A 20,203-nucleotide genomic window follows, 5' to 3' on the forward strand; every position below is an offset into this window, starting at 1 on the left:
AGCGATGGACGTGTACACCTCCATGCTGCCCGGCTATGCCGAGTTGCAGTGCTTCTCCAACTTCACGTTCCTGCGTGGCGCCTCGCACTCGGAAGAACTGATCCTCCGCGCCGAGCAGCTTGGCTATCTCGCGTGTTGATTTGCGCCGGAAACTGACCCACTTTTTGCATCTAAAACTGACCCACCCCTAATGTGCAAAAACGTCATTTCGGGGCGTCGATTTCCTCCTCTTTCTGTCGTTTGGGTGAGCTTTTTCGGGTTGCAGCCCGCGAAGCGGGCTGCCCCGCCGTGCTGTTCTTGAAGCGCCAGGAGTCGTTGCCTGTTTCGACTATGTGGCAGTGGTGTGTGAGGCGGTCGAGCAGCGCAGTCGTCATCTTGGCGTCGCCGAATACGTTCGACCATTCGGAGAAGCTTAGGTTAGTTGTGACTAGGATGCTCGTGCGCTCGTAGAGCTTCGAGAACAGATGAAACAGCAGTGCGCCCCCGGTTTGCGTGAATGGCAGATAGCCGAGTTCGTCCAGCACAATGGCGTCGACATACATCAGCCGATTCGCGAGTTGGCCGGGTTTGCCTGCCGCCTTTTCAGCTTCAAGTTGGTTCACAAGCTCGACGGTGGTAAAGAATCGAACCCGCTTGCCGTGGTGCTGTATCGCTTCGATTCCGATTGACGTCGCAAGGTGCGTCTTCCCCGTGCCGGGTCCGCCGATGAACAGAATGTTTTGCGCCGATTCGCAGAATCGTACGGTGTGAAGTTCACGAACGAGGCTCTCATCGACGCTCGCTTGCTCGAAGTCGAAGCCCGCGAGGTCGCGGTGCGCAGGGGAACGCGCAGCGGCCATCTGATAGTTGATTGACCGCACCTGACGCTCAGCTGTTTCGGCCTTCAGCAGCATTTGCATGAACTTCTCCGGCTCGAACTCGTTGTGACGCGCCCGCGCGAGCAGTTCGGGCCACGCTTGCGCCATACCGTGGAGCTTCAACGACTTCAGTAATGCGGCGGTCTCATTCGACATGACCATCCTCCTGGTTGCGAACGCGAAGCCGCTCGTATCGGTGAACATCCGCAACCGGTTCGACCTTGAGCGTGATTGCCGTTCTCACCACGTCACCAGGTCGAGCCGTCGGGCTCTTTATCCGCGCGAGGATGTTGAGGACATGGTCACCGCTCGGACGCCCAGATTCGAGCGCTAGCTCAACCGCCACCAACACAGCCTCCAGCCCATGGATTGGAGTCGCCGCGAGGACCTGCACCATCACGCGGTCGCCGCCGGTCTGCTTCAACAGGTGTCTCTGCAGTCGAAGCATCGGTTCGGGCATCGTCAAGAACGGCGCACCGTTTCTCAACGAGCCGGGCTTGCGCTCCACCAAGGCGATGTAGTGGCGCCAGTCGTAGAAGGTCTGATAGCGGTCGAAGCTGCGCGGATGGCGGGCAATCTCGATGCCGTCGGCCACAAGGCTGATATACGTCGGATAGCAGCGCAGGCTCACGATTTGATGTGCGTACTCGGTCGGCACGCTGTAACGGTTTCGGTCGAGGTGTACCAAACTCGTGGGCGACACGCGCACCGGCTTCTCGATGTAGCCATCGAATGGCTTCGGCATCTGCATCAGCCGTGGACGTTCGTCTGCCAAAGCATCCTCGACGCTTAGTTCAGGCCACTGAGGATGTTTTAGTTCCTTCCACGCCTGTCGGCATCGCTCGGCCAACCATATGTTCAGAACTTCCAGCGACTCCCAGCGAATCGCGATTGCATCGTGCCAAATCTGTCGGCGCCGGTCTTGACCGTTCTTCTCGACGATGCCTTTCTCCCAGCCGGCGGCTCGGTTGCAGAATTCCGGCTCGAACAGATAATGACCGCACATCGCGTGAAACCGCGCATTGATAGCGCGCTCCTTGCCAGGTCCGACTTTGTCGACAGCAGTCTTCATGTTGTCGTATATGCCGCGACGAGGGACGCCACCGAGTGCAACAAACGCTCGTGCATGGGCGTCGAACAACATCTCGTGACTTTGGGTCGGGTAGGCAACGAGCCAGAAGGCGCGACTCGCGGCAAGCTTCAGATGCGCGACCTCCACTCGTCGCCTGAGGCCACCGATGAAGACGTATTCGCAGCTCCAGTCGAACTGGAACGCTTCGCCGTATTCGAACGCTAGCGGCACGAAGGCGCCACGCTGCGCTCCGGCATCGCGTTCCTTCTTCCAGTTGCGAACGAACGCTGATACGCGGTCGTAACTGCCGTCGTACCCGGAGGCGCGCAAATCCTCATACATCTGAGTCGCCGAACGTCTCTCTCTTCTTGGACGTTTGGTGTCGGCGAGCAGCCACAACCGCAGTTGCTCGGACCAGGGGTCGACAACGCTGTTATTGACGCGTTTCGGATACTTCGGCTCGCCGGTCGACGGCTCGCGCAGCCAGCGTCGAATGGTGTTTCTTGAGAGCCCCGTCTGTCTCGCAATGTCCCGCAGCGGGACGGCCGTCGCGGAAATGCATCCGCCGAACTTTGGCCAACATGCTCACGGTTATCACTCCGTTCTCCTGCTTGGCGTCCAAGCAGGAAGTTGAACATGTGGGTCAATTTTCGATGCAAATTTCTAGCGGAAGTGGGTCAGTTTTGCGCACCTATCAACACAAGACCTCCAAGATGCACAAAGGCCAGATGGTCGCGGCCGACTACACGATCAGCCCGAGCGTGACGTTCAGCAACCGCGACGCGGGCGGCGGCGCAGCGGGACTTCCTCGCGTTCGTGCCAGTGGTTGGCGGGGTGCTCGCCGGTGCCGCTGGCACGATGAAGGCACAGGAAGCCTCGACCATGCTGACGCTCGTCGACAACCGCTCCAGCGTCCAGTTGGCGGCCGCCGAAGGTTCGGCGCGTAACGTCGATTTCGGCATGCTCTCCGGCGTGTTCGCGGGCGGGTTCGGCGGCGCTGGCGCTGCGGGCGGTGGTGCATACGCACGGACCGCGCAGGGCAAGATTGTCGTCGCCGCATTCACCGACTCGCTCAACAACCTCGTTGGCGCAGTTCGCCAGTACCGCGCGCAGAACGTCAAGGGCGGCCTCGGCAACGGAGGCGCACTCGTCGTCAACTGAACAAGCTAGGGCGGCAGGCAGTACCCGCACTTCCGCCCGGTTAAGGATTTGCTTAAGTGAGCCGTTATACCGGCGGTCTCATCGAACCATCAAGGAACTCAAAATGCGCCTCTTTCTCGCCATCATCATCCCGTGGCTCCAGTTTTTCACGATCGGACGCCCGATCGCCGGAATCATCTGTCTGCTTCTGCAGCTCACGCTGATCGGCTGGATTCCGGCCGCCATCTGGTCGGTGTTCGCACTGAGCCAGTACAAGACCGACCGCAAGATCGAGCGTGCACTCGCGAGCCGTGCCTGATCGCGCATCTCGAAAGCCGCCGACTCCATCTTGGCTGTCGGCAGACGCACAAGAGCACCGCACTAGAACCGAAAACCGATGAAACGAAAGCTAATCGCCTCCACCGTCTTCGCGTGTTTCCTCGCGGCCTGCGGGTCGTCCAAGGAAGCCAGCAACTCCAACTTCGAAAAAGCGATCGACAAGCATTTCGCTAAACAGTGCATCACGGTCACGCCGGCCGCCGTTTCCGCCGACGGCAACAAGTATCCAATCGCGGTTGGGTTGGAAACGAAGGCGTCGTGGCAACAGCAGGCCCAGGTCGACGAACACAATGCGCAGCGGACGCACTATTTCGATGCTCTCGTCGATGCTGGCGTTTTGTCCTTGAGCAACGGGACGAAACAGGTGAAGTCGTGGCTCGGAAACCGTGAGTCAACCGTGCCCGCCAAGATTTATTCGCTGACCGATGCCGGGAAAAAGACGTTGGCTAGTCCGGGCGGTCTCGCTTTCTGCGTCGGCCACTACAAGGTGGACGACATTACCCGGTTTTCGGAGCCCAGCAACGCGCTCGGCCACACGATTTCCGAAGTCGCCTTTACCGCGAGTCCTGTTGAGGTGCCGGACTGGACGAAGAACGACAAGGTGGCGAAGGCTTTCAACCTCGACCAAGCGCTCGCCGGCCACATCAAAGCAAACCGGACGATGGTGCTGGCCAGCGACGGCTGGATCGACTCGGCAGACTTCAGCAACTAACCTCCCGGGCGCGCTCTCAGTTCAACCCCCATCATCTGCAAGAAGCGACGCCTGGGCGAGATCCTCTTTTGGCGTCGCCTTCCCCTTCGGAACGCGAGGCGGCAAGGGAAACGGCTCGGCGTGCATCGCCTCCGCCGGATAGAGCCGCAGGAACGACCGCGCCTCGTCCGTGCTTTTGCAGTTAAGCCAGTCCTCATACTCGGTCGGCGGGATGATCACCACCGACCGCTTCTCGGCTCCCGGCCTGTGAAACCGCTTCATCAGCGGGTGATCGTCGGCGTTGACCGTCAACATCGTCATCGACAGGCTCGTTGAGCCGTCTGCCGGATCTTTCCACGCACGCCAAAGCCCGGCGATCGCCAGCGGCGCGTTATCGGTCGTCCCGATGCGCCAGCGCACTGCTTTCCCCGTCTCGTAGTCTGGCTCGTAGAACCGGCGGCATGGAATAAGAGCGAGTTGCAGTTTGTTCCACGCAGTGCGAAAACTCGTCTTCTGCCCCACTGTCTCGGATCGCGCGTTCGTCGTATCGAAGGCTTTCACGCCCTCCGGGATGAATTTGCGCGGGACCATGCCGAACGTGGCGGGGTCAGTCGAATATTCACCGTCGATGCGGCGAAAGATCGGAGCGGAATAGTCCTTGTAGATTTCCGGCTTGTAGTCGAAGTTTGGCACCGGGAACAGGCTGAAGACGTCGAAGCGGTCATTCGGATTCGATTCGTAGCTTGTGCACATTTGGATTGCTCCGGTCCGAAAATAATACAGCGCGGCGCTCAGGAAACCGTTGCACTGCCCCACGCCCGCGCGTTTTGCGGCCGCACTTCTGTTTGGCATTTTTTTTGCAATGCGAAGAGGCGCACGCGGCCACCGTTTCGCGCCCGCCGCAAGGGAGACGATATGAAGATTCTCGTTTTCGACGACGACCGGGACTTCACGGCGGGTCTCGCGGCGCTGCTTAAGCAAATGGGTCACGAGGTCGCGGTGGCGCACGAGTGCGCGTCGGCACGCCAAATGGCGAGCGAGCAGTTGTTCGACGTCATCTTGGCAGACGTCGACCTGCCAGACGGCGATGGACGCCACACGTGCGAAAGCCTTAGGGAGGACGGCGCATCGCAGACGGCCTACATGCTGGCGATCACCGGCCGGCACGATCTGGGCGACAATGACTTTCCGTCGTTTGATGGCTATGTGGTCAAGCCGGTCACCTACGATTTGCTGGAACGCGTGTTGGAAGAATGGCGTGTCATGGCCGGGCTAGACCGGCAGGTGCGCGCAGACGAGGCCCAGGTCGCCAAAGCACCATAGGCGTGTCACCATCAGCCGGGCCATCACCTTCAATGGGAGGCCACTGTGGCTGCTCGCTCGATCGCGTCAATGACTCTCAGCTTTGGACTCGTCTCGGTGCCGGTGAAAGTATATACGGCCACCGAGAGCAAGTCAGGCGTCGGCTTCAACCTGATGCACAAAGAGTGCGGCACCCGGCTGAAACAGCAGTACGTCTGTCCGCACGACGGAAAAGTCGTCGAGCGCGCCGATATGGTCAAGGGTTACGAGTTCGAGAAAGAGAAGTACGTCATTTTCGAGAAGTCGGAGTTGGAGGCGCTGGAAGCGAGCGCGAGCCACACGATCGACATTGTGTCGTTCGTGCCGACCGAGGCGATCGACCCGATCTACCTCGACAAGCCCTATTACCTTGCCCCCGACAAGCGCGGCGGCAAACCGTACCGGCTGCTGCAGGAAGCGATGAAGGACAGCGGCACGTGCGCCGTCGCCCGTTGGACGTCGAAGGGCAAACAGCACATGGTGCAGGTGCGCGCCGGCAACGACGGCCTGATTCTCCAGACCTTGCTCTACGCCGATGAGGTTCGCTCGCAGGCCGATATCGGCATCGAAGAGACGGATATTCAGCCGACGGAACTACAACTCGCCGAGCAACTGATCGATCAGTACCGCGTCGACAGCTACGATGCCGCCGCGTATAAGGACGAAGAAAAAGAACGCATCCTCGCCGAGATCGACAAAAAGATCGCGGGCAACAAGATCACCGCCGCGCCCGCCATCGAACAACCCGGCGCACAAGTGATCGATCTCGTCGAAGCACTACGGGCGAGCTTGAAGAAAAAGCCGTCTGCCGAGCGGCCAGCCGAACAGAAAGCCGCACCGCGAGCGGCACGCAAGAGCGCGCGCACCGCCGCGCCAGCGGAAGAAGCGGCCGAAGCTACCCCGGCGCCCAAGCGCCGTGCCGTGCGACGTGCGGCCACGGAGGACCAACCGGCACCGGCGCGCAAGACTGGCACGAAACGGTGATATGCAAGACGACGGGTACAGCCTTCGCGATGTGCAACGCCTGCTGGGCGTGTCGCGCAGCGTCGTTGAACGGTTGATCGCCGCGGGTTTCGTGTCACCGGTGAGCGGCGAAAGAGGCGAACGGCGCTTCACTTTCCAGGACATCGTCATGCTCCGGACCGCGCACGCGCTCCGCGTGGCGGGTGTCTCGCCAACGAAAATCGTCCGCGCGCTCGATCACCTTCGGAAAAGTTGGGGGCGTGAGGGAACACTCACGGGCGTGCGCATTGCTGCTGTTGGTGATCGCGTCGCCGTACGGGACGAGGCAAGCCGCCAGTGGGATGCGGAGACGGGTCAATTGCTGCTGGATTTCGAGCCGGCGCAGGTGTCGGGAAACGTAGCCTCTATGCAAGCGCCGCGCGAGCAGCGGGCGCGCGAAGAAGCTGTCGTCCTGTTCCGGCAGGCGCGCGCGCTGGAGGACGATGACCTCGATGCTGCGGAAGCGGCCTATCGGAAAGCGCTCGAACGCGTGCCCGACTATACCGACGCATCGCTGAACCTTGGCGGCATCCTGATGGACAGCGAGCGGTTCGATGAGGCGATAGCGGTCTACCGCGACGCGCTGCGATACCGGGCGAACGACCCGGTGCTGCTGTTCAACATTGGGGTGGCGCTTGAAGATTCGGGCCGCTTCCGCGAGGCGCTGCAGTTCTATGAGCGTTGCATCGAACACGACCCCGACTTCGCTGATGCCCATTTCAACGCCGCGCGCATCCATGAAGAACTCGGCGAAGCGACCCTGGCCATTCGCCACTTCAACCACTTCCGCAGACTGCAGAAGCTCTAGGAGACGCTGATGACGATCGAAGCCGTTTGGTTCTTGATCGTCGGGGCATTGATGGTGCTGATGGCGCTGGGCCGCAAACTCGTTGAGCGGCTGCCGATGACCGGCGCGATGGTGTACCTCATCGCCGGCTTCCTCCTCGGTCCGGCGGGCGCTGGACTGTTGACGATCGACGTCGAGCGCGACGTGCGCCTGCTTCGCACGCTCACCGAAGCGGGACTTGTGGTGTCGCTATTCGCCATCGGGATGTACCTGCGCGTCGAGCTTTCGAGGCCGCTTTGGCGACTGACGCTACGCCTCGCCGGTCCAGCCATGCTCTTGACCATCGCAGTAATGTTCGTCGCCGCGCGGTGGGGCCTCGGCCTCGCCGCAGGGCCGGCGTTGCTGCTGGCGTCCGCGCTCGCGCCGACCGATCCCGTATTGGCCAACGAATTGCGCGTCGAGGAAGCGGGCGACGATGAACCGCTGCGCTTCGCATTGTCGTCGGAGGGGGGACTCAACGACGGTGCGGCTTCTCCGATGGTCTACATTGCTCTCGCGCTTGGCGGAGTCAGCAGTTTGGGCAGCGAGAATCCGTGGACGTTTGCCCTGGCTATCGCGTGGGGGCTGGCGAGCGCACTGTTCTTCGGCTGGGCGTTGGGCACCGGTGTCGTCGTGCTGGTGACCAAGCTGCGCACGAAGTACGATCATGCGCTGGGGCTCGAAGGCTTTCTTGCGCTTGGGCTCGTTGCCTTGGCGTACGGTGCGACCCTGATCGTCGACGGCTACGCCTTCATCGCAGTCTTCGCCGCCGGCGTCGCGCTGCGGCGGCAGGAAATGAAGGCAACGGGTGACAAGCCGCCAAGCGAGGTGCTGGAATCGGTCGAGCGGGGCCAGCGGGAGGAAGCTGCCAAAGATCCAGAATTGGCTCACGCGTATATCGCGGAGAACATGATGGGCTTCTCGGTCGAGATCGAACGCTTTGTCGAACTGGGCCTGATGGTCGTCATCGGCAGCGTCGTATCGGCGCACTGGCGAGAGCTCATCCATTGGTCCGTTGTCTGGCCGGTGCTTTTCCTGTTTATTGTGGCCCGGCCGCTTGGCAGCACCCTGTCTTTGATTGGCTCGTCGATGGACCGCCATCAGCGGTTTCTAACTGGGTGGTTGGGCCTGCGTGGGGTCGGCGCGTTCTACTACCTGCTCTTCTCCTTCGAACAGGCCGGGCACGAGCGCGTTGGGCCGCTCCTGCAGATCGTGCTGGCAACCATCGTCCTGTCGGTGTTCGTGCACGGCGCCACTGCCACGCCCCTCCTCAATCGCTATCTCAGCCGGAAGTAATCGGGGCGGAACAATCTTTGCTCTTTCCCAGCTATAAACGAAAGCGCGGAGGAACCCATGGCAGAACAGCACAAACCCGGCGAGAAAGTTCAGACCTCGGGCATCTACAAGGTCGTGAAGGAAGGGGATGGCGGATCGGGCTTCGAGGTGACTTGCGTCGAGGGCGAACACTTTCCGCCGACCCGGAGTGGCAAAGGCGCTCACTACGAGCTCGTCCATGCGGCCACACACTCGCACAAGCACAGCGAGCTCGGCAGCGGCGACTAATGCGGGTGGCAATCGTGGGCGCGACACGGAAACACTTGGCGACCGCATTGGCGTCGGCATCATTGCTCGCCGGTTGCGTAGCTGTCGGCGAGATGCCGCCGCCCGGCAGATACCTCACCGACCGCGAGTGCCACGACCTGACTGCGCTGAGGACGAATGCGAACCCCACGATGGCTGAGCACCAGTCGGAGTTAGCCGCGTTACGAAAGGCAGGATACGATCCATCGCCGTTCGGGTACGACCCGTACTATCCCGAGGATCTGCAAGCCGCGCAGCGACTCGTCGACTACTGGTACCGGATGGAATGCGCGCCATCACGAACGCAGTGAACCGGTGACCGGAGTCCACCCAATCTCAACGACGGACGCGCGGGAACTGTCGATCAGCATCAGCAAGGCCCGCGTCATTCCTGGTTCTCCAGCGCGAGTGACGTTCGCCCTGCAAAACCGTTGCGACTGCGATTTCGAGGTCGTCAGCAGCGCATTCGAGATCAAGCGTACGTACATCGGCGCACGACACGCGCTGCCGAAAGCGGGCTGGGGCTACGCCGTCACGGACGCGGTGACGCCGGCGACGCTGCTGCCGGCGGGCAGCGAGCTATGGACGACGTTTGAGGCCGACAAACGCACGACATTCCGCGGAGCCGTTCCAGCCGAAGCGCCCGCCTCGCTTGAGCCGCAGTACTACTTCGCCGGGCGCATTCTCTACCGCCGCTTTCGCGGCGAGTTGCTCGAGACCAGCGTGTATCGTCGGCTCGCCTACCCGGAACTCGAGTGCTCTATCATCGAGCCGAATGATGCCTGCCACAAGGAGGGCGGCGTCGTCTTCGCCTCAGTCTGAAGCATGGCTGGCCCGATTATGATCACGCGCTAAGTGAGGCCATGAGAAGCCGAGATCAAGGGTTGTCTGGTCGACGAACTTCGGTAAGGCCGTCGTCGCCAATGCCCAAAGCCCAGCGCAAATCTTTGGCAAATTCGATGCAGGTGTTCTTCCACTCAGGCGTACCGAAATCGACGTCGCGCGGATTTCTCTTCCCGCGTGCGCGCCGGATTATCTCGATGCTAATAGCCAGCGCCCGGGCATCCGCGTGTAGCTGCTCGTCAACAATTAGCCGTCGTCGTTGTTCCTTATCCATCACTCGATTTTCGGCAGTCGCTTCGGAAACTTTATGTGCCGAACCGCGCTTGTGCGGGGCAATTGGACTGAAGCACATCCTTAGTCTAGAGGAAGAAAGCGGCGGCTGCTCGCGTGGCAAAGTCGTGCCGCGTCGATTGCGGCGTGACGAGGCCGAGTATCGGAAAACACAGCTGAAAGAGGCCCACCAGATAGCCGCAAAAAGACGAAGCCCCGACCGATGATCCGGGCCGGGGCTTCGCTCACTACGATTGCGTCGACTTCCTACAACCCTACAACGTCTCTCTACCGCTGGACAGCAACAACTTCCCCGTAACGACTGATCTCTTGAAGCGGAGCGATGCAACCTAAAGCGCACGCGGGCAACCGCTTTTCCGGATAGGCGCGAGTTGGGCCGGATGCTCGGTGACTGCCGTTGTGCGACTCGTGTTTGCGTTTCATCGCCACGGAAAGAAGTGTACGGGTCCAGCTGGGCGTATTAAGCGCCGAAAGAGAGCGGGAAACGTGCTCTTCCCGGGCGATAGAAACCAGTTTGCTTGCCGATCAGACGGCAACCGCGCCAGCGCCTGAAACCATCCACCGCTGCGCTATTTGTCGGCTCTCGACATCGTGCCGAGCTTTTTGCAGCTTTTCATAGCTGACGCGGGCAAATCGACGGCTAACGCCGCTTTCGACGCCTTGAGGGCCATCAAGCTCTCTTTAAGACAGTACAAAACGGCTCGCGTCGCAGCCGGGTCTACGCCGGCGCGGACCTGCGCAGCCAACCGGTCCGACTGCGCTTCGATCTTGTCGGCGAGCGCGCGCTACAGCGTGGGTTGGTACGCCGCCCGTGGAGCCTCGATGGTTTCATCGAGCGCTGTGCTCGGGATGCTCATTTATGAGACGACAGGCCTCTACCGCCGTCTGTCGGAAACGCACCGGACATTGGTCGAGACGTCGGCGCGTGACGGCCTGACGGGCGTCTTCAACCGTGCCTACTTCGATGAACGCTTTGCGCGCGAGTTTTCACTAGCCTCTGCCAGCAACCAGCCGTTGTGCGTCCTGCTAATCGATGTGGACCACTTCAAGCAATACAACGATACGTTCGGACATCTCGCCGGCGATGAGTGCTTGAAACAAGTCGCGCGCGCGCTTTCGAGCACCTTGCGTCGGCAAAGCGATTTCATCGCACGTTACGGCGGTGAAGAGTTCGTCGTGGTATTGCCCGCTTGTCAGTCGCCGGCGGGACTGCGCGTCGGACACTCGCTAAGGGCCGCAGTGGCGAACCTCGCGATCCCATCGGCGTCTCCGAGCGGCGGGCCCGTCACGGTCTCAATCGGTCTAACATGCACGTTGCCCACGTATCCCGAGTCGGCGCAAGCGCTGCTCGGCCTCACAGACGCCGCCTTGTACCGTGCCAAAGCGCGCGGCCGCAATCGGGTGGTCGATGCGGCGGAGGTTTCCGAGCCGACGACTGCCTTGAGGGCTACCGCCGGCCGCGAGCGTCTCAGCCACTAAGTCCGGACGCGGCGCGGGACGCTTGGCGGCTTAACGTGGGTGGGCCAGTCAGGAACGGGGGGCTCTCTGTGATCCACTTCCGCCATCCCATAGGCGATAGCGAACTGCCTCGCCGATAATGCGCACGGGAACTGGCCCAGTGAACCGCTTGCGCGCTTCTCGCCGTTGGGCGCATTTACAAAGACCATCGCGGTAAAGAACTCGCCGTCGTCGACAGCAATGGGCGACAGGGTGCACCCCTTGTAGAGGATCTCGTATTCAGCTTGCATTGACCGCCTTCTCTCAGGATCTAGTGTGTTTCCCAGATGCTAAGAAACGAAGCGGCAATTTGTACCTGACGTTAACCCTTAGAACAAAGCAAACTTTTCGCACACCTGCTAACGGACGGTCGTGGCGTTGCGATCCGCGTAGCTGCGCTCGTCAGCGACCTCATCCGAAGAAGCTTCGCTGGCTGGCGCAGGCGGCAGTTGCGCGCTCACGTAAGCCAGCTTCGCCCACGCGAAAGCTTCGTCCCAATGGTCCGCTCGTCGCAGCCCGAATACGCGCAAAAGTGCTCGAAATATCGAGCGCGGTGTGGCCATGTCGATCGGGCTGCAGCCGACGCACCTTCAGGATCTCGTCCAGCAGTTGTTGCGGGTTCCCATAGCACATTTAAGCCTCCATCATTGTCTGTGCTTAACGATCAGCAAGGCATAGTCCACCGGGGCAGTCAGTGCGCCTCGGGCGTGCCTTCCGGTCGAACGGTCGGGCCCGGCCATTCGATGGCCTCATTGAGCTGGACGACATCAACGGGCTTCGTGAAATGGAAGTCGAATCCGGCTTCGGCGGTCCGCTCCCGGTCTTGAGGCTGGCCCCAGCCGGTGATGGCAATCAACGTCACATCCTTCGTTGCGGGCGTCGCGCGAATCCGCCGCGCGACGTCGATTCCGCTCATGCCCGGTAGCCCCAGGTCGAGCAGAACCACCTCCGGGCTGTAGTGGTTCAGGACGTCGATCGCTTCCTCGCCCGAATAGACCGTCCGCACCTCGTGCCCCTCCAGCTCAAGGACGGCGGTGAGCGCATCCGCTGCATCGATATTGTCGTCAACTACCAGAATGCAACGCTTCGCCAACGCCACGGCTGGCGTATCGCGCGCCGGTGCCGGCGCGGCCGCCACCCGGCACTCGGCTGCAAGGTGAATGGAAAAGCAGCTTCCCCGATTTTTGCCAGCGCTCGACGCCGTCAGTCGGCCTCCATGCAACTCGATCAGCGATTTGGACAGCGCGAGTCCGATACCGAGCCCTCCGTCGCGGTGATGATCGGGATTGATCTGTGAAAACATTGAGAAAATGGCCGACAGCTTGTCGGGCTCGATTCCGATTCCATTGTCCTCGACTGAGAGCACGATTTCGGCGTCATCTGCCCTCGCTGCCAATTCGATGCGCCCACCCGGTGGCGTGTACTTTGCGGCGTTCGTCAGCAGGTTGCCCAGCACCTGCGCGAGTCGGAGACGGTCCGCCTCGATATGCAATGGTCGCGCAGGCGGTCGCACGACAAGTTCGTGCGCCTTGCCTTCGACAATGGGCCTCGCGATCTCGATTGCCTCGTCGATGACCTCGCGAAGCGCCACGACTTCCTTGCGCAGGGTCAGCGCCCCACGTGTAATACGCGACACGTCCAGCAAATCGTCCAGCAGGAGGGCCATCGCGGCCGACTGGCGACGCAGCACCTTGACGCACCACTGCGTGCGTTCTTCCGTCAGCCTCGGCTGCTCCAGGATCTCCGCGACCTGCCTGATCGGCGCGAGTGGGTTGCGCAGTTCGTGCGCAAGTGTGGCCAGAAACTCGTCCTTGCGGCGGTCAGCTTCTGAGAGCGCCTGTTCAGCGCGCACGCGCGGTGTGACATCGCCGAACCATGCCACGACCGCCCCGCCCAGCGAGGCAGCGACAACGTGAAACCATTGCTCGCCTAGGTCTCCTTGAATCCGTACGTCGAACGCGTCCCGCCCTGCGCGTTCGGCGAGCGGCGCAAGCCGCTCAAGCAGGACGTCCGAATCCCATCCCATCGGACGCACATACGACGTGGAGGTACCGATGACAACCGCCGCGGGTTGATCGAATAGCCGGGCAGCTGCCTCGTTGAGATATTCCCACCGTAATTCCGCGACGACGCCATCACGCACGATCGGGGTCAGGATGAAGAACGGCACGCCGGCGCTGTTTAAAGCGACGTCGAATCGGTGCCGCGCCTCGCGCTCGACCTGCAAAAGTCGCTCTGCGGCATCCTGGCTAGCGGCCTCTGCTCGCCCTGCTCGCCGGGCCACCTTCGCCAATTGCTGCCCGGCTGCCACGAGGAAAGCGCCAACGACTGCATATGCCAGCAGCACGGCGCGATCGTCTCCAGTTTGAACTGCGAGGCTGCCCACAGGCTGCATCCAGAGTGCCCCGTAGGCAAGTCCGATGGCCAAGAGCAATGCTCCAGACCACGCGCCGAACAATACCGTCATCAACGGAAGCGACGCGCTGATGAGCAGGAAGGTGAGCCGACCATGGACAAGCCAAGTCAGCACCTGTTGGGCCAAAAGGATGGCTCCTGACGACGCAATTCCGAAAAGCAAGCGCTCCTTCAGTGGGTATTGTGCGATGCGTACGATCATGGCCCGATCCCTTTTATTTGTTTAGGCTTTTTGCGCATGATGCATTCCTCGTACCTACGCGAATGAGAGCCCGCTTTCAAGCTCACTAGGCAAGAAAAAAAAGCCCGGGCTTCTCGCCCGGGCGTTCGACAAGGTTTGGTTCGAGGGACATGAGCAAAGAGGACCATCTAGGATCGAGCGGCACAAGCAGCCCGTCCGGGTAGATGATTGCGCCGTTCTCGCCTTCGACTCTTTTCGACCGCTGTCCAGTTCTCCGTGCCCGAATCCGATCGGACCGTCCTGCTGCTACATCATTGAGTAGCTCCGATTCGACGCCGATCGTAATCCCGGAATCCGCGTCAAAGACGGTCTCAAAATCCCGTTGCCGAACAAATTTTCCCTTGAGGGCGATCGCCCCGTGATCGCTTCGACGAAAGGGTAGTAGCGGCCGAACGCAGCGTCGACATTGAGGTGCAGGTCCAGCCCCTTGGTTCGGCCCTTCGCCTCGACGATAATCCACTCGCCGCTAGTGGTTTTACCGAGCAGGTCCGGCTGCGACTTCGAACCGAGCTTGAAACACAGGGTTGTGCCCAAACCAGACGCCATGGAGACGTGAAACAACCACGGCGTGGCAAACAATGGGGCGGCGAAGAGCTTCGCCATGGCCATGCCGAGAAAGTAGGAGGTTGCGCCCTTCTCCGTCGGGTCAAGTGAATCGTAGAGGGACGAGCGGTCAAGCTTTTGCTCACGCTGCTGCAGATTCGCATACAAGGCGTGTGTGCGGACAACCAGGTTAGCGAGCGAGTGCGAACGATGCGCCAGCAAATGCAAAGCGCCAGGCTTGCCGGCCGTGACCGCTGCCAACACGATGTCCGTCCATGAGATAGTCAGGTCTTTGTTGCCCACGAGGGCTGCGGGAGAGTCCGAAGGGAAGTTTGTCGCGATGTAGGGTATGCGCATCAAGGGTAGTCAAGCTTGCAGCGACAACGGATTCCCCATACCTCATCCGGAGACAGTACCGGGGACCGGCAACTGAGGACTTGCACGATGGCACTTCGCGCGCGTCTTCAGACACGCGATCGCGGATGTCCTGCGCGAGATATCGGCACTCTGATGCCCGGACTTGAGTGATGGCAGGCGCCAGCATTGTCGAGAAGCTTAATTGGGACTGCGCGGAACCCTCGCGTGACCTTCGAGGGTCCTTTCGCGTAGTCGTGACGGCAACCCCGGTTGGCCGTCGGCTGGTGGACGCCGGGACGGACAATAGGGTGCCCCGATCACCATCAGCCTGGCAGAGCACGCAGCGAAGACCCATCAGGCGCTTATGCTAGGCACGGGCGGCTCAGCATCGACCGCCGCCCGCCCACTTCCGATCGAGCGATTACAACGCAGGGATGACGGCCTGCGCGGTCTTTCCGCTCATGACGCCATCCAGATTGCAACTGTCATCGACGGCGATCAGGGTTTGCGGATCTGCGGGAACCGCACAGATATTGAAGTCAACCCCATGACCGAAGCTCACACGTCGCATCTGGCCATAAGGAATCTTGACTTTCTTTGCAAAGGTCGCCTTGTCCGTGAGGACAGGGATGTCATCCGGGATTGCGTCCGTGATAACCGTATTGCCCCAGGTCATCTGCTGCTTCCGGCCGAGATCGTAGACGAGTTCGACTGCCACAGTGGCGCTCGCGTTGTCCGTACCTACCAGGGTCATACGACTGGTGACCTTGGCGACGCCCCACGCGCATGATGTCATTTCAGCGTTGCACTTGCGGACGTCCATCAGGGGTCCCACGTTGATGTAGGTCGTGCCCGGCTTTCTCACCTGGGTGTCACCAGAACCTTCTCCCCGCTTGTCGGCAAAAAACGGATTTTGCGCGCTGACGAAGGTTGTGACGCTGATTGTCTGCTGTGCGGTCGGCGCGATGTTCGCGCAACCGGCGAGAAGTGAAGCAGCAATCAGGCACAGCGATGTTTGGCGAAACGGCGTCTGCAATTGAATCCCTTATTTTCCAGTTATGGATACATGGGTATCGGCATCCATACGGAAAAGTTCAGGGTAGTTGATTCGGCGATTCGCCGCACAGCGTTTCGCTGGCGCTACGAATGGGGCAGCACGCTTTCGCCTTGCTCCCGCACTGTCTCGGCGTGGCGCTGGTCATCTTCCGTGTGGAGATAGATGCCGGTCGTTTAGATTGATGTGTGACGCATATTTTTCTGAATGAAACGCAGGTCGGTGCCGGCATCGGCCTGATGGGTCGCCGCGCTATGTCGGAGCCAGTGCGTGGACGCGCGTCGCAGCGTTTCTGCGCCAGCCACGTCGCCCGCTTCGAGCATATCGGCAGCGCGTCGGAATACTTCCTTGACGATCAGATAGACCGCCGCCCGGGTCATGTGTTTGTGCGGATCGCCCGCCACACTCATCACTGCGGCCGTCGTCTCAATCCCCAACGGGGTCGGTGCGAGGCCATGAAAAACTCGGTACTGCGCGAGGTCCGCCATCAGCGCGGCGCTAACTGGCATCTCCCCTTCGGTGCCGCCCTTCCCGACCACGTGCAGCCACCACTTGCCCCGGCGCTGGTAGAAGTCGGCCATCTTCGCGTTCGCCGCCTCCGACACCCGTAGTCCCGCGTGATACAGCAGGCGGATCAGCCAGCGGCTGCGCTGATGTTGCTGGTGATCGCGCGCCGTGATCCGGGGCCATCGCTCGACGCTGTCGCGTACATGTTCCCAGAGCGCGTAATCCAGATATCGCTCGACCTGCCGCGTGCGCCCCGCCGCTGCGCTCGTCCGGCGACGCAGTGCGAGCGGATTGCCGGCCGGGCGCGCACTCTTGTGCACTCCAGCATCGCGCAGACCCGACTAGCCGGTGAACTTGGCCCCCGCGATGTGTTGGCGCTTGAACCATCGCCGGCGTTTCAGTAGATGTTAAATTTTCCGCAGGATTGCGATAGGTCGCCGTGCAAGGAGTCAGCTTCCGGCTTTCGCGGCGACGAAGCGCCGAGTTGGAAACAATACTTGCTTTGGCCGTCGCCCGCGAAAACGTTTCCATGCGAATCTCCCGGGACGAGTCGGACAGGCTTGCCCGATGTAGCAAAGCCATACTTCTTATGCATCGCGGTTCGCCGCCGAGCCGCTCCGCCGTTCCGGTCGCTGGCTCGCGTGGTCCCTCTTCGTCGAAGTCTGCAGCCGTTCGCCGGAAGCTTCTATATCCCTGCTTCGCTGCTGACGTTGTATTCCGCACGTACCGCTTCAAGACACCTTCGATGAGCGTTCGAAGCCGATCGCGTTTGCAAAGTGCCGAAAGAGAAGGTCGAGCCATTCGGCGACTAGCCGCTACGCGCGAAATAGTTCAGTCGCGGCTTTCGGTCTGCACCTCAGCCCGCCCACGGACTGACGCGGCGGGGCGCAGTTTCAACCGTCCGTTTCGTCTTCGTCATCGTCCGGCTCGACGAATTCAAGGTCGTTCTCGACAACCTCGATCCGGATTTCTTCCGTATCATCTTCGAAGTCAATCTGGTTGGGCGGTGCGGCAACGACCCGGAAATCGAAGCCTAGCGCGCTGGCGTGCGCGACGTATTCGCCCTCGTCGTCCTCCCGCAGAACGTCGTCGTCTAGCATCGAACGACGTTCTGGGTGAAAGTCCTTACCTGTGAGGACGAGTTCTTCGTCCTCGCCAGTCGCGATCTCGACGAACAACAATTCAAGTGTTCCAGATAACCCGAGCATGGCTTCTCCCAGTATCCGGCGTCTCCGACCTTGAAGGCACACTGGAGTTTCCGGGGCCAGTCGCGCTCAGTGCCGAAGCGCCAGGCACCGGGCACCGGGCACCGGGCATCAAGCGACTCAATGAGTATGGATACGTCACCGCACCTCTGCGGCGGCCCTACGCTTTTTTTTGCAAATAGAACATTTCTGAAAACTGATGCATGAAATATTTTAGCAAAATACAAACCTTTCGATAATTGACGCTAGTGAATCATGCAGCACGTGCGCGCGCTCGGGTGTGGCAAGCTCACGCGAGCCCATCGGCGCTCGACGCTCGTGATGAGTTAATCCGATGCATGATTTACTCTGATAAACTTAAATGAATTAGAAGTTACACAGAAAAAATCATGCATCGGGTAAGTCGATGGCAAGCAAAACATTACAGCGCTTGATGGAGGTCGCCCCCCGTGGGCAACCGCTCGATCCGCAAATGCTGCGGGACTGCGGCATCAGCGCCCAGCAGACCACGTATTTCGTCAAAGCGGGATGGCTGCAACGCTTGTCCAAAGGTGCCTACCTGCTCGTCGGCGACACGCCCACGCCCGCCGGGATCTTGGCTTACCTGAGCAGACGCATACCCAGCCTTCATGTGGGTGGAAAAACCGCGCTGGACTGGCAAGGCGTGCGCCACAATCTGCACTTCCGAGACCGCATCGTCCTGTGGGCCGACCAATCTCATGCGATGCCGGATTGGATCGAGGAATACATGCCTTATACGTTCCAAACCACGCGCCTGTTCGACGCCGACATGCCCCCGAAACTATTCCTCTCGGCGCTCCCCAATCGCGACCCCTCCGTGCTTGTCTCCGAACCTGAGCGTGCTCTGTTGGAACTTGCCAGCGATATCGGCAAGCGCCGGGCCAAAGGTCAGCCTTTGGAGGAAGCGATGAACCTCGTGTCCTCGCTTCGCAACCTACGGCCAAAGGTCCTCGATACCCTTCTCTCACACTGTACGCGCGTGAAGGTCGTCAAACTCGTCCGCGACCTCGGCCAAGCGAGCGGCTTCGCATGGGGTCACGACCTCCAGCGACATGTTGACCGGCTCGGCCCCGGTCGGCGATGGACCAGCAGTCGGAAGGATGCTCCGAAATTCACCTTGAAAGCTTAATCGCTTGCCTTGCAAGATTCGATATGAATGACCAGTACCTCGAAACCGTCCGGCTCATGCTGGCGATCACCCCAGACGTATTGATACGCCCCACTTCGCCATGAAGGGCGGTACGGCCATCAACATGTTTGTTCAGGACCTGCCGCGTCTCTCGGTTGATATCGACGTAGTCATGCGCGACCACGGTCCCGATCGCAACGAGGCCCTGTCCATTATCAATGGCGAACTGTTGCGCGTGAAGACGGCAGTTGAACAGCAAGGTCATACCGTTTCGATGGCGACGGCCAGTGGACGGCATCAGGGTGACGACGTGAAGCTAACGGTGTCATCCGCTAATGCGCAGGTGAAAGTCGAGGTGAATTACGTTTTTCGGGGGACTCTGACACCAACAGTGAGGCGCGCCGTGGTCCCGCGTGCGCAGCGTATGTTTCGAGTTGAGTTCGAAGTGCCGACGTTGTCTGATGCCGAGCTCTACGGCAGTAAGCTCGTGGCCGCGCTGGACCGCCAACACCCGCGAAACATCTTTGACGTGCAGCATATGTATGACACAACTGGACTGCACGAAGATTTTGTCGCGGCTTCGTCGGATATCTCGCTGGACATAATCGCCCCGTGCACGAAGTTCTGTTTGCCCAGCCGCGCTCACTTGAAAACGATTATGAGGCAGGCTTTGTCGGCATGACCGTCGATCCCGTTAGCCTTGACATACTGAGAGATGTGCAGACGCGGCTTCACCATGATCTTCCGCGGAACCTGACGCCTGAGCAGCGAAAGTTTCTCATCTCGCTGGTCCAGCTCGAATATGAATGGCCGTTGATGGGCTACGACCATCTGCGCGACCTTCCAGCTATCCGATGGAAAATCGAGAACTTGCGCAAGCTGAGATCACGAGACCCCGCTGGTTTTGCTCAACAGGCCACTCTTCTGCAACAGGGATTTGACGCACTCAGTTAGCAGCGCAGATACTTCTATCGACTTTGGCGTCTCTTCGACTGCAACAAGCAGCGGCGCTCACTCCGACTCCGGCGTCTTCATGCAGCGCTCAGCTCGCTGCAACAATCGCCAGCTCTCGCCTCGTCACTCGCAAATCTGCCCTTTTACCAAAGGCAATACGAGAACACACCTCCCGTGCACGGACGCGCCGAAGAAAAGCAACGCGGCGCATCGTTGGCAATTTGCTGTTGCTACGAACTTAAGTCGTACCCTACCGGCCAACTGCTCGCGAAATCGCGGAGTCTCTGCTGCAGCTGT

22 protein-coding genes and 2 pseudogenes are annotated in these 20,203 nt (G+C 60.5%); 15 read left to right on the plus strand and 9 right to left on the minus strand.

What is annotated here, in order from left to right:
* The first annotated feature begins 4 nt into the window (after positions 1 to 4).
* Positions 5 to 139 (plus strand): hypothetical protein, encoded by a 135-nt coding sequence (locus NCT05_RS36905; protein ID WP_284507646.1) that lies wholly within the window; start codon positions 5 to 7, stop codon positions 137 to 139.
* 64 nt (positions 140 to 203) lie between these two features.
* Here NCT05_RS36905 and istB read toward each other — a convergent pair whose 3' ends face one another.
* Together istB and istA are read right to left on the minus strand one after the other, a co-directional pair.
* A complete protein-coding gene (gene istB / locus NCT05_RS35505; RefSeq protein WP_502801829.1) occupies positions 204 to 1,019 on the minus strand; it encodes an IS21-like element helper ATPase IstB in 816 nt (271 codons plus the stop codon).
* Positions 1,003 to 2,518: pseudogene (gene istA, locus NCT05_RS35510) on the minus strand (IS21 family transposase). The gene istB and the pseudogene istA overlap by 17 nt, the downstream one beginning before the upstream one ends.
* 293 nt (positions 2,519 to 2,811) lie before the next feature.
* Between istA and NCT05_RS35515 the strand changes: the two are divergent.
* From NCT05_RS35515 to NCT05_RS35525, 3 genes are all read left to right on the plus strand, one after another.
* On the plus strand, positions 2,812 to 3,090 hold the full coding sequence (locus tag NCT05_RS35515) for a hypothetical protein (protein WP_250504567.1): 279 nt from the start codon (positions 2,812 to 2,814) through the stop codon (positions 3,088 to 3,090).
* Positions 3,091 to 3,193: 103 nt separating this feature from the next.
* Positions 3,194 to 3,388 (plus strand): YqaE/Pmp3 family membrane protein, encoded by a 195-nt coding sequence (locus NCT05_RS35520; protein ID WP_025496372.1) that lies wholly within the window; start codon positions 3,194 to 3,196, stop codon positions 3,386 to 3,388.
* A 78-nt stretch (positions 3,389 to 3,466) separates the two neighbouring features.
* The gene (locus NCT05_RS35525) at positions 3,467 to 4,120 is read left to right on the plus strand and encodes an SEN1982 family lipoprotein (protein ID WP_250504568.1); all 654 of its coding nucleotides are present in this window, start codon (positions 3,467 to 3,469) and stop codon (positions 4,118 to 4,120) included.
* 21 nt (positions 4,121 to 4,141) lie between these two features.
* Here NCT05_RS35525 and NCT05_RS35530 read toward each other — a convergent pair whose 3' ends face one another.
* Positions 4,142 to 4,852 (minus strand): SOS response-associated peptidase, encoded by a 711-nt coding sequence (locus NCT05_RS35530; RefSeq protein ID WP_250504569.1) that lies wholly within the window; start codon positions 4,850 to 4,852, stop codon positions 4,142 to 4,144.
* A gap of 162 nt (positions 4,853 to 5,014) precedes the next feature.
* Between NCT05_RS35530 and NCT05_RS35535 the strand changes: the two genes are divergently transcribed.
* From NCT05_RS35535 to NCT05_RS35565, 7 genes are read left to right on the plus strand one after another with little or no spacing between them, the layout of a single operon-like run.
* Complete coding sequence (locus NCT05_RS35535; RefSeq protein WP_250504570.1) at positions 5,015 to 5,422, plus strand: response regulator; 408 nt, start codon at positions 5,015 to 5,017, stop codon at positions 5,420 to 5,422.
* A gap of 45 nt (positions 5,423 to 5,467) precedes the next feature.
* Positions 5,468 to 6,424, plus strand: coding sequence for a non-homologous end joining protein Ku (ku, locus tag NCT05_RS35540; protein ID WP_250504571.1), 957 nt, complete (start codon positions 5,468 to 5,470; stop codon positions 6,422 to 6,424).
* A 1-nt stretch (position 6,425) separates the two neighbouring features.
* Positions 6,426 to 7,250 (plus strand): tetratricopeptide repeat protein, encoded by an 825-nt coding sequence (locus NCT05_RS35545; RefSeq protein ID WP_250504572.1) that lies wholly within the window; start codon positions 6,426 to 6,428, stop codon positions 7,248 to 7,250.
* A 9-nt stretch (positions 7,251 to 7,259) separates the two neighbouring features.
* Positions 7,260 to 8,564 (plus strand): cation:proton antiporter, encoded by a 1,305-nt coding sequence (locus tag NCT05_RS35550; protein WP_250504573.1) that lies wholly within the window; start codon positions 7,260 to 7,262, stop codon positions 8,562 to 8,564.
* A gap of 57 nt (positions 8,565 to 8,621) precedes the next feature.
* The gene (locus NCT05_RS35555; protein ID WP_008343290.1) at positions 8,622 to 8,831 is read left to right on the plus strand and encodes a hypothetical protein; all 210 of its coding nucleotides are present in this window, start codon (positions 8,622 to 8,624) and stop codon (positions 8,829 to 8,831) included.
* Positions 8,831 to 9,160 (plus strand): DUF4148 domain-containing protein, encoded by a 330-nt coding sequence (locus NCT05_RS35560; protein WP_502801828.1) that lies wholly within the window; start codon positions 8,831 to 8,833, stop codon positions 9,158 to 9,160. Before NCT05_RS35555 ends, NCT05_RS35560 begins: the two co-directional genes overlap by 1 nt.
* A gap of 4 nt (positions 9,161 to 9,164) precedes the next feature.
* The gene (locus NCT05_RS35565; RefSeq protein WP_250504574.1) at positions 9,165 to 9,671 is read left to right on the plus strand and encodes a hypothetical protein; all 507 of its coding nucleotides are present in this window, start codon (positions 9,165 to 9,167) and stop codon (positions 9,669 to 9,671) included.
* A 55-nt stretch (positions 9,672 to 9,726) separates the two neighbouring features.
* Here the strand turns inward: NCT05_RS35565 and NCT05_RS35570 are convergent, their stop codons facing one another.
* Positions 9,727 to 9,966: a hypothetical protein gene (locus tag NCT05_RS35570; RefSeq protein ID WP_250504575.1), complete on the minus strand. Its 240-nt coding sequence runs from the start codon at positions 9,964 to 9,966 to the stop codon at positions 9,727 to 9,729.
* A gap of 590 nt (positions 9,967 to 10,556) precedes the next feature.
* Here NCT05_RS35570 and NCT05_RS35575 point away from each other — a divergent pair.
* On the plus strand, positions 10,557 to 11,462 hold the full coding sequence (locus NCT05_RS35575) for a GGDEF domain-containing protein (protein ID WP_250504576.1): 906 nt from the start codon (positions 10,557 to 10,559) through the stop codon (positions 11,460 to 11,462).
* A 709-nt stretch (positions 11,463 to 12,171) separates the two neighbouring features.
* On the opposite strand, the gene NCT05_RS35580 is transcribed toward NCT05_RS35575, so the two are convergent.
* The 5 genes and pseudogenes from NCT05_RS35580 to NCT05_RS35600 all read right to left on the minus strand — a co-directional run bounded on the left by NCT05_RS35580 (position 12,172) and on the right by NCT05_RS35600 (position 17,805).
* Positions 12,172 to 14,097: a hybrid sensor histidine kinase/response regulator gene (locus NCT05_RS35580; protein WP_250504577.1), complete on the minus strand. Its 1,926-nt coding sequence runs from the start codon at positions 14,095 to 14,097 to the stop codon at positions 12,172 to 12,174.
* A gap of 285 nt (positions 14,098 to 14,382) precedes the next feature.
* Positions 14,383 to 14,982, minus strand: coding sequence for a hypothetical protein (locus NCT05_RS35585; RefSeq protein ID WP_250504578.1), 600 nt, complete (start codon positions 14,980 to 14,982; stop codon positions 14,383 to 14,385).
* A 475-nt stretch (positions 14,983 to 15,457) separates the two neighbouring features.
* Positions 15,458 to 16,072 carry a hypothetical protein gene (locus NCT05_RS35590; protein WP_250504579.1) on the minus strand — a complete coding sequence of 205 codons (615 nt, stop codon included), beginning with the start codon at positions 16,070 to 16,072 and terminating at the stop codon, positions 15,458 to 15,460.
* A 104-nt stretch (positions 16,073 to 16,176) separates the two neighbouring features.
* A pseudogene (locus tag NCT05_RS35595) lies at positions 16,177 to 16,896 on the minus strand (tyrosine-type recombinase/integrase); the annotation flags it as partial.
* A 594-nt stretch (positions 16,897 to 17,490) separates the two neighbouring features.
* Positions 17,491 to 17,805 (minus strand): hypothetical protein, encoded by a 315-nt coding sequence (locus tag NCT05_RS35600; protein WP_250504580.1) that lies wholly within the window; start codon positions 17,803 to 17,805, stop codon positions 17,491 to 17,493.
* Between the two features lie 403 nt (positions 17,806 to 18,208).
* On the opposite strand from NCT05_RS35600, the gene NCT05_RS35605 reads away from it, so the two are divergent.
* The 3 genes from NCT05_RS35605 to NCT05_RS37145 all read left to right on the plus strand — a co-directional run bounded on the left by NCT05_RS35605 (position 18,209) and on the right by NCT05_RS37145 (position 19,906).
* Positions 18,209 to 18,952, plus strand: coding sequence for a type IV toxin-antitoxin system AbiEi family antitoxin domain-containing protein (locus NCT05_RS35605; protein ID WP_250504581.1), 744 nt, complete (start codon positions 18,209 to 18,211; stop codon positions 18,950 to 18,952).
* 100 nt (positions 18,953 to 19,052) lie between these two features.
* A complete protein-coding gene (locus NCT05_RS37140) occupies positions 19,053 to 19,634 on the plus strand; it encodes a nucleotidyl transferase AbiEii/AbiGii toxin family protein (RefSeq protein WP_350030117.1) in 582 nt (193 codons plus the stop codon).
* Positions 19,631 to 19,906, plus strand: a complete 276-nt coding sequence (locus NCT05_RS37145; RefSeq protein ID WP_350030118.1) for a hypothetical protein — start codon at positions 19,631 to 19,633, stop codon at positions 19,904 to 19,906. Before NCT05_RS37140 ends, NCT05_RS37145 begins: the two co-directional genes overlap by 4 nt.
* Positions 19,907 to 20,203 lie beyond the last annotated feature (297 nt).

Origin of the sequence: Caballeronia sp. AZ7_KS35 (genome assembly GCF_023631045.1) — a bacterium.
Taxonomy (GTDB): domain Bacteria; phylum Pseudomonadota; class Gammaproteobacteria; order Burkholderiales; family Burkholderiaceae; genus Caballeronia; species Caballeronia zhejiangensis.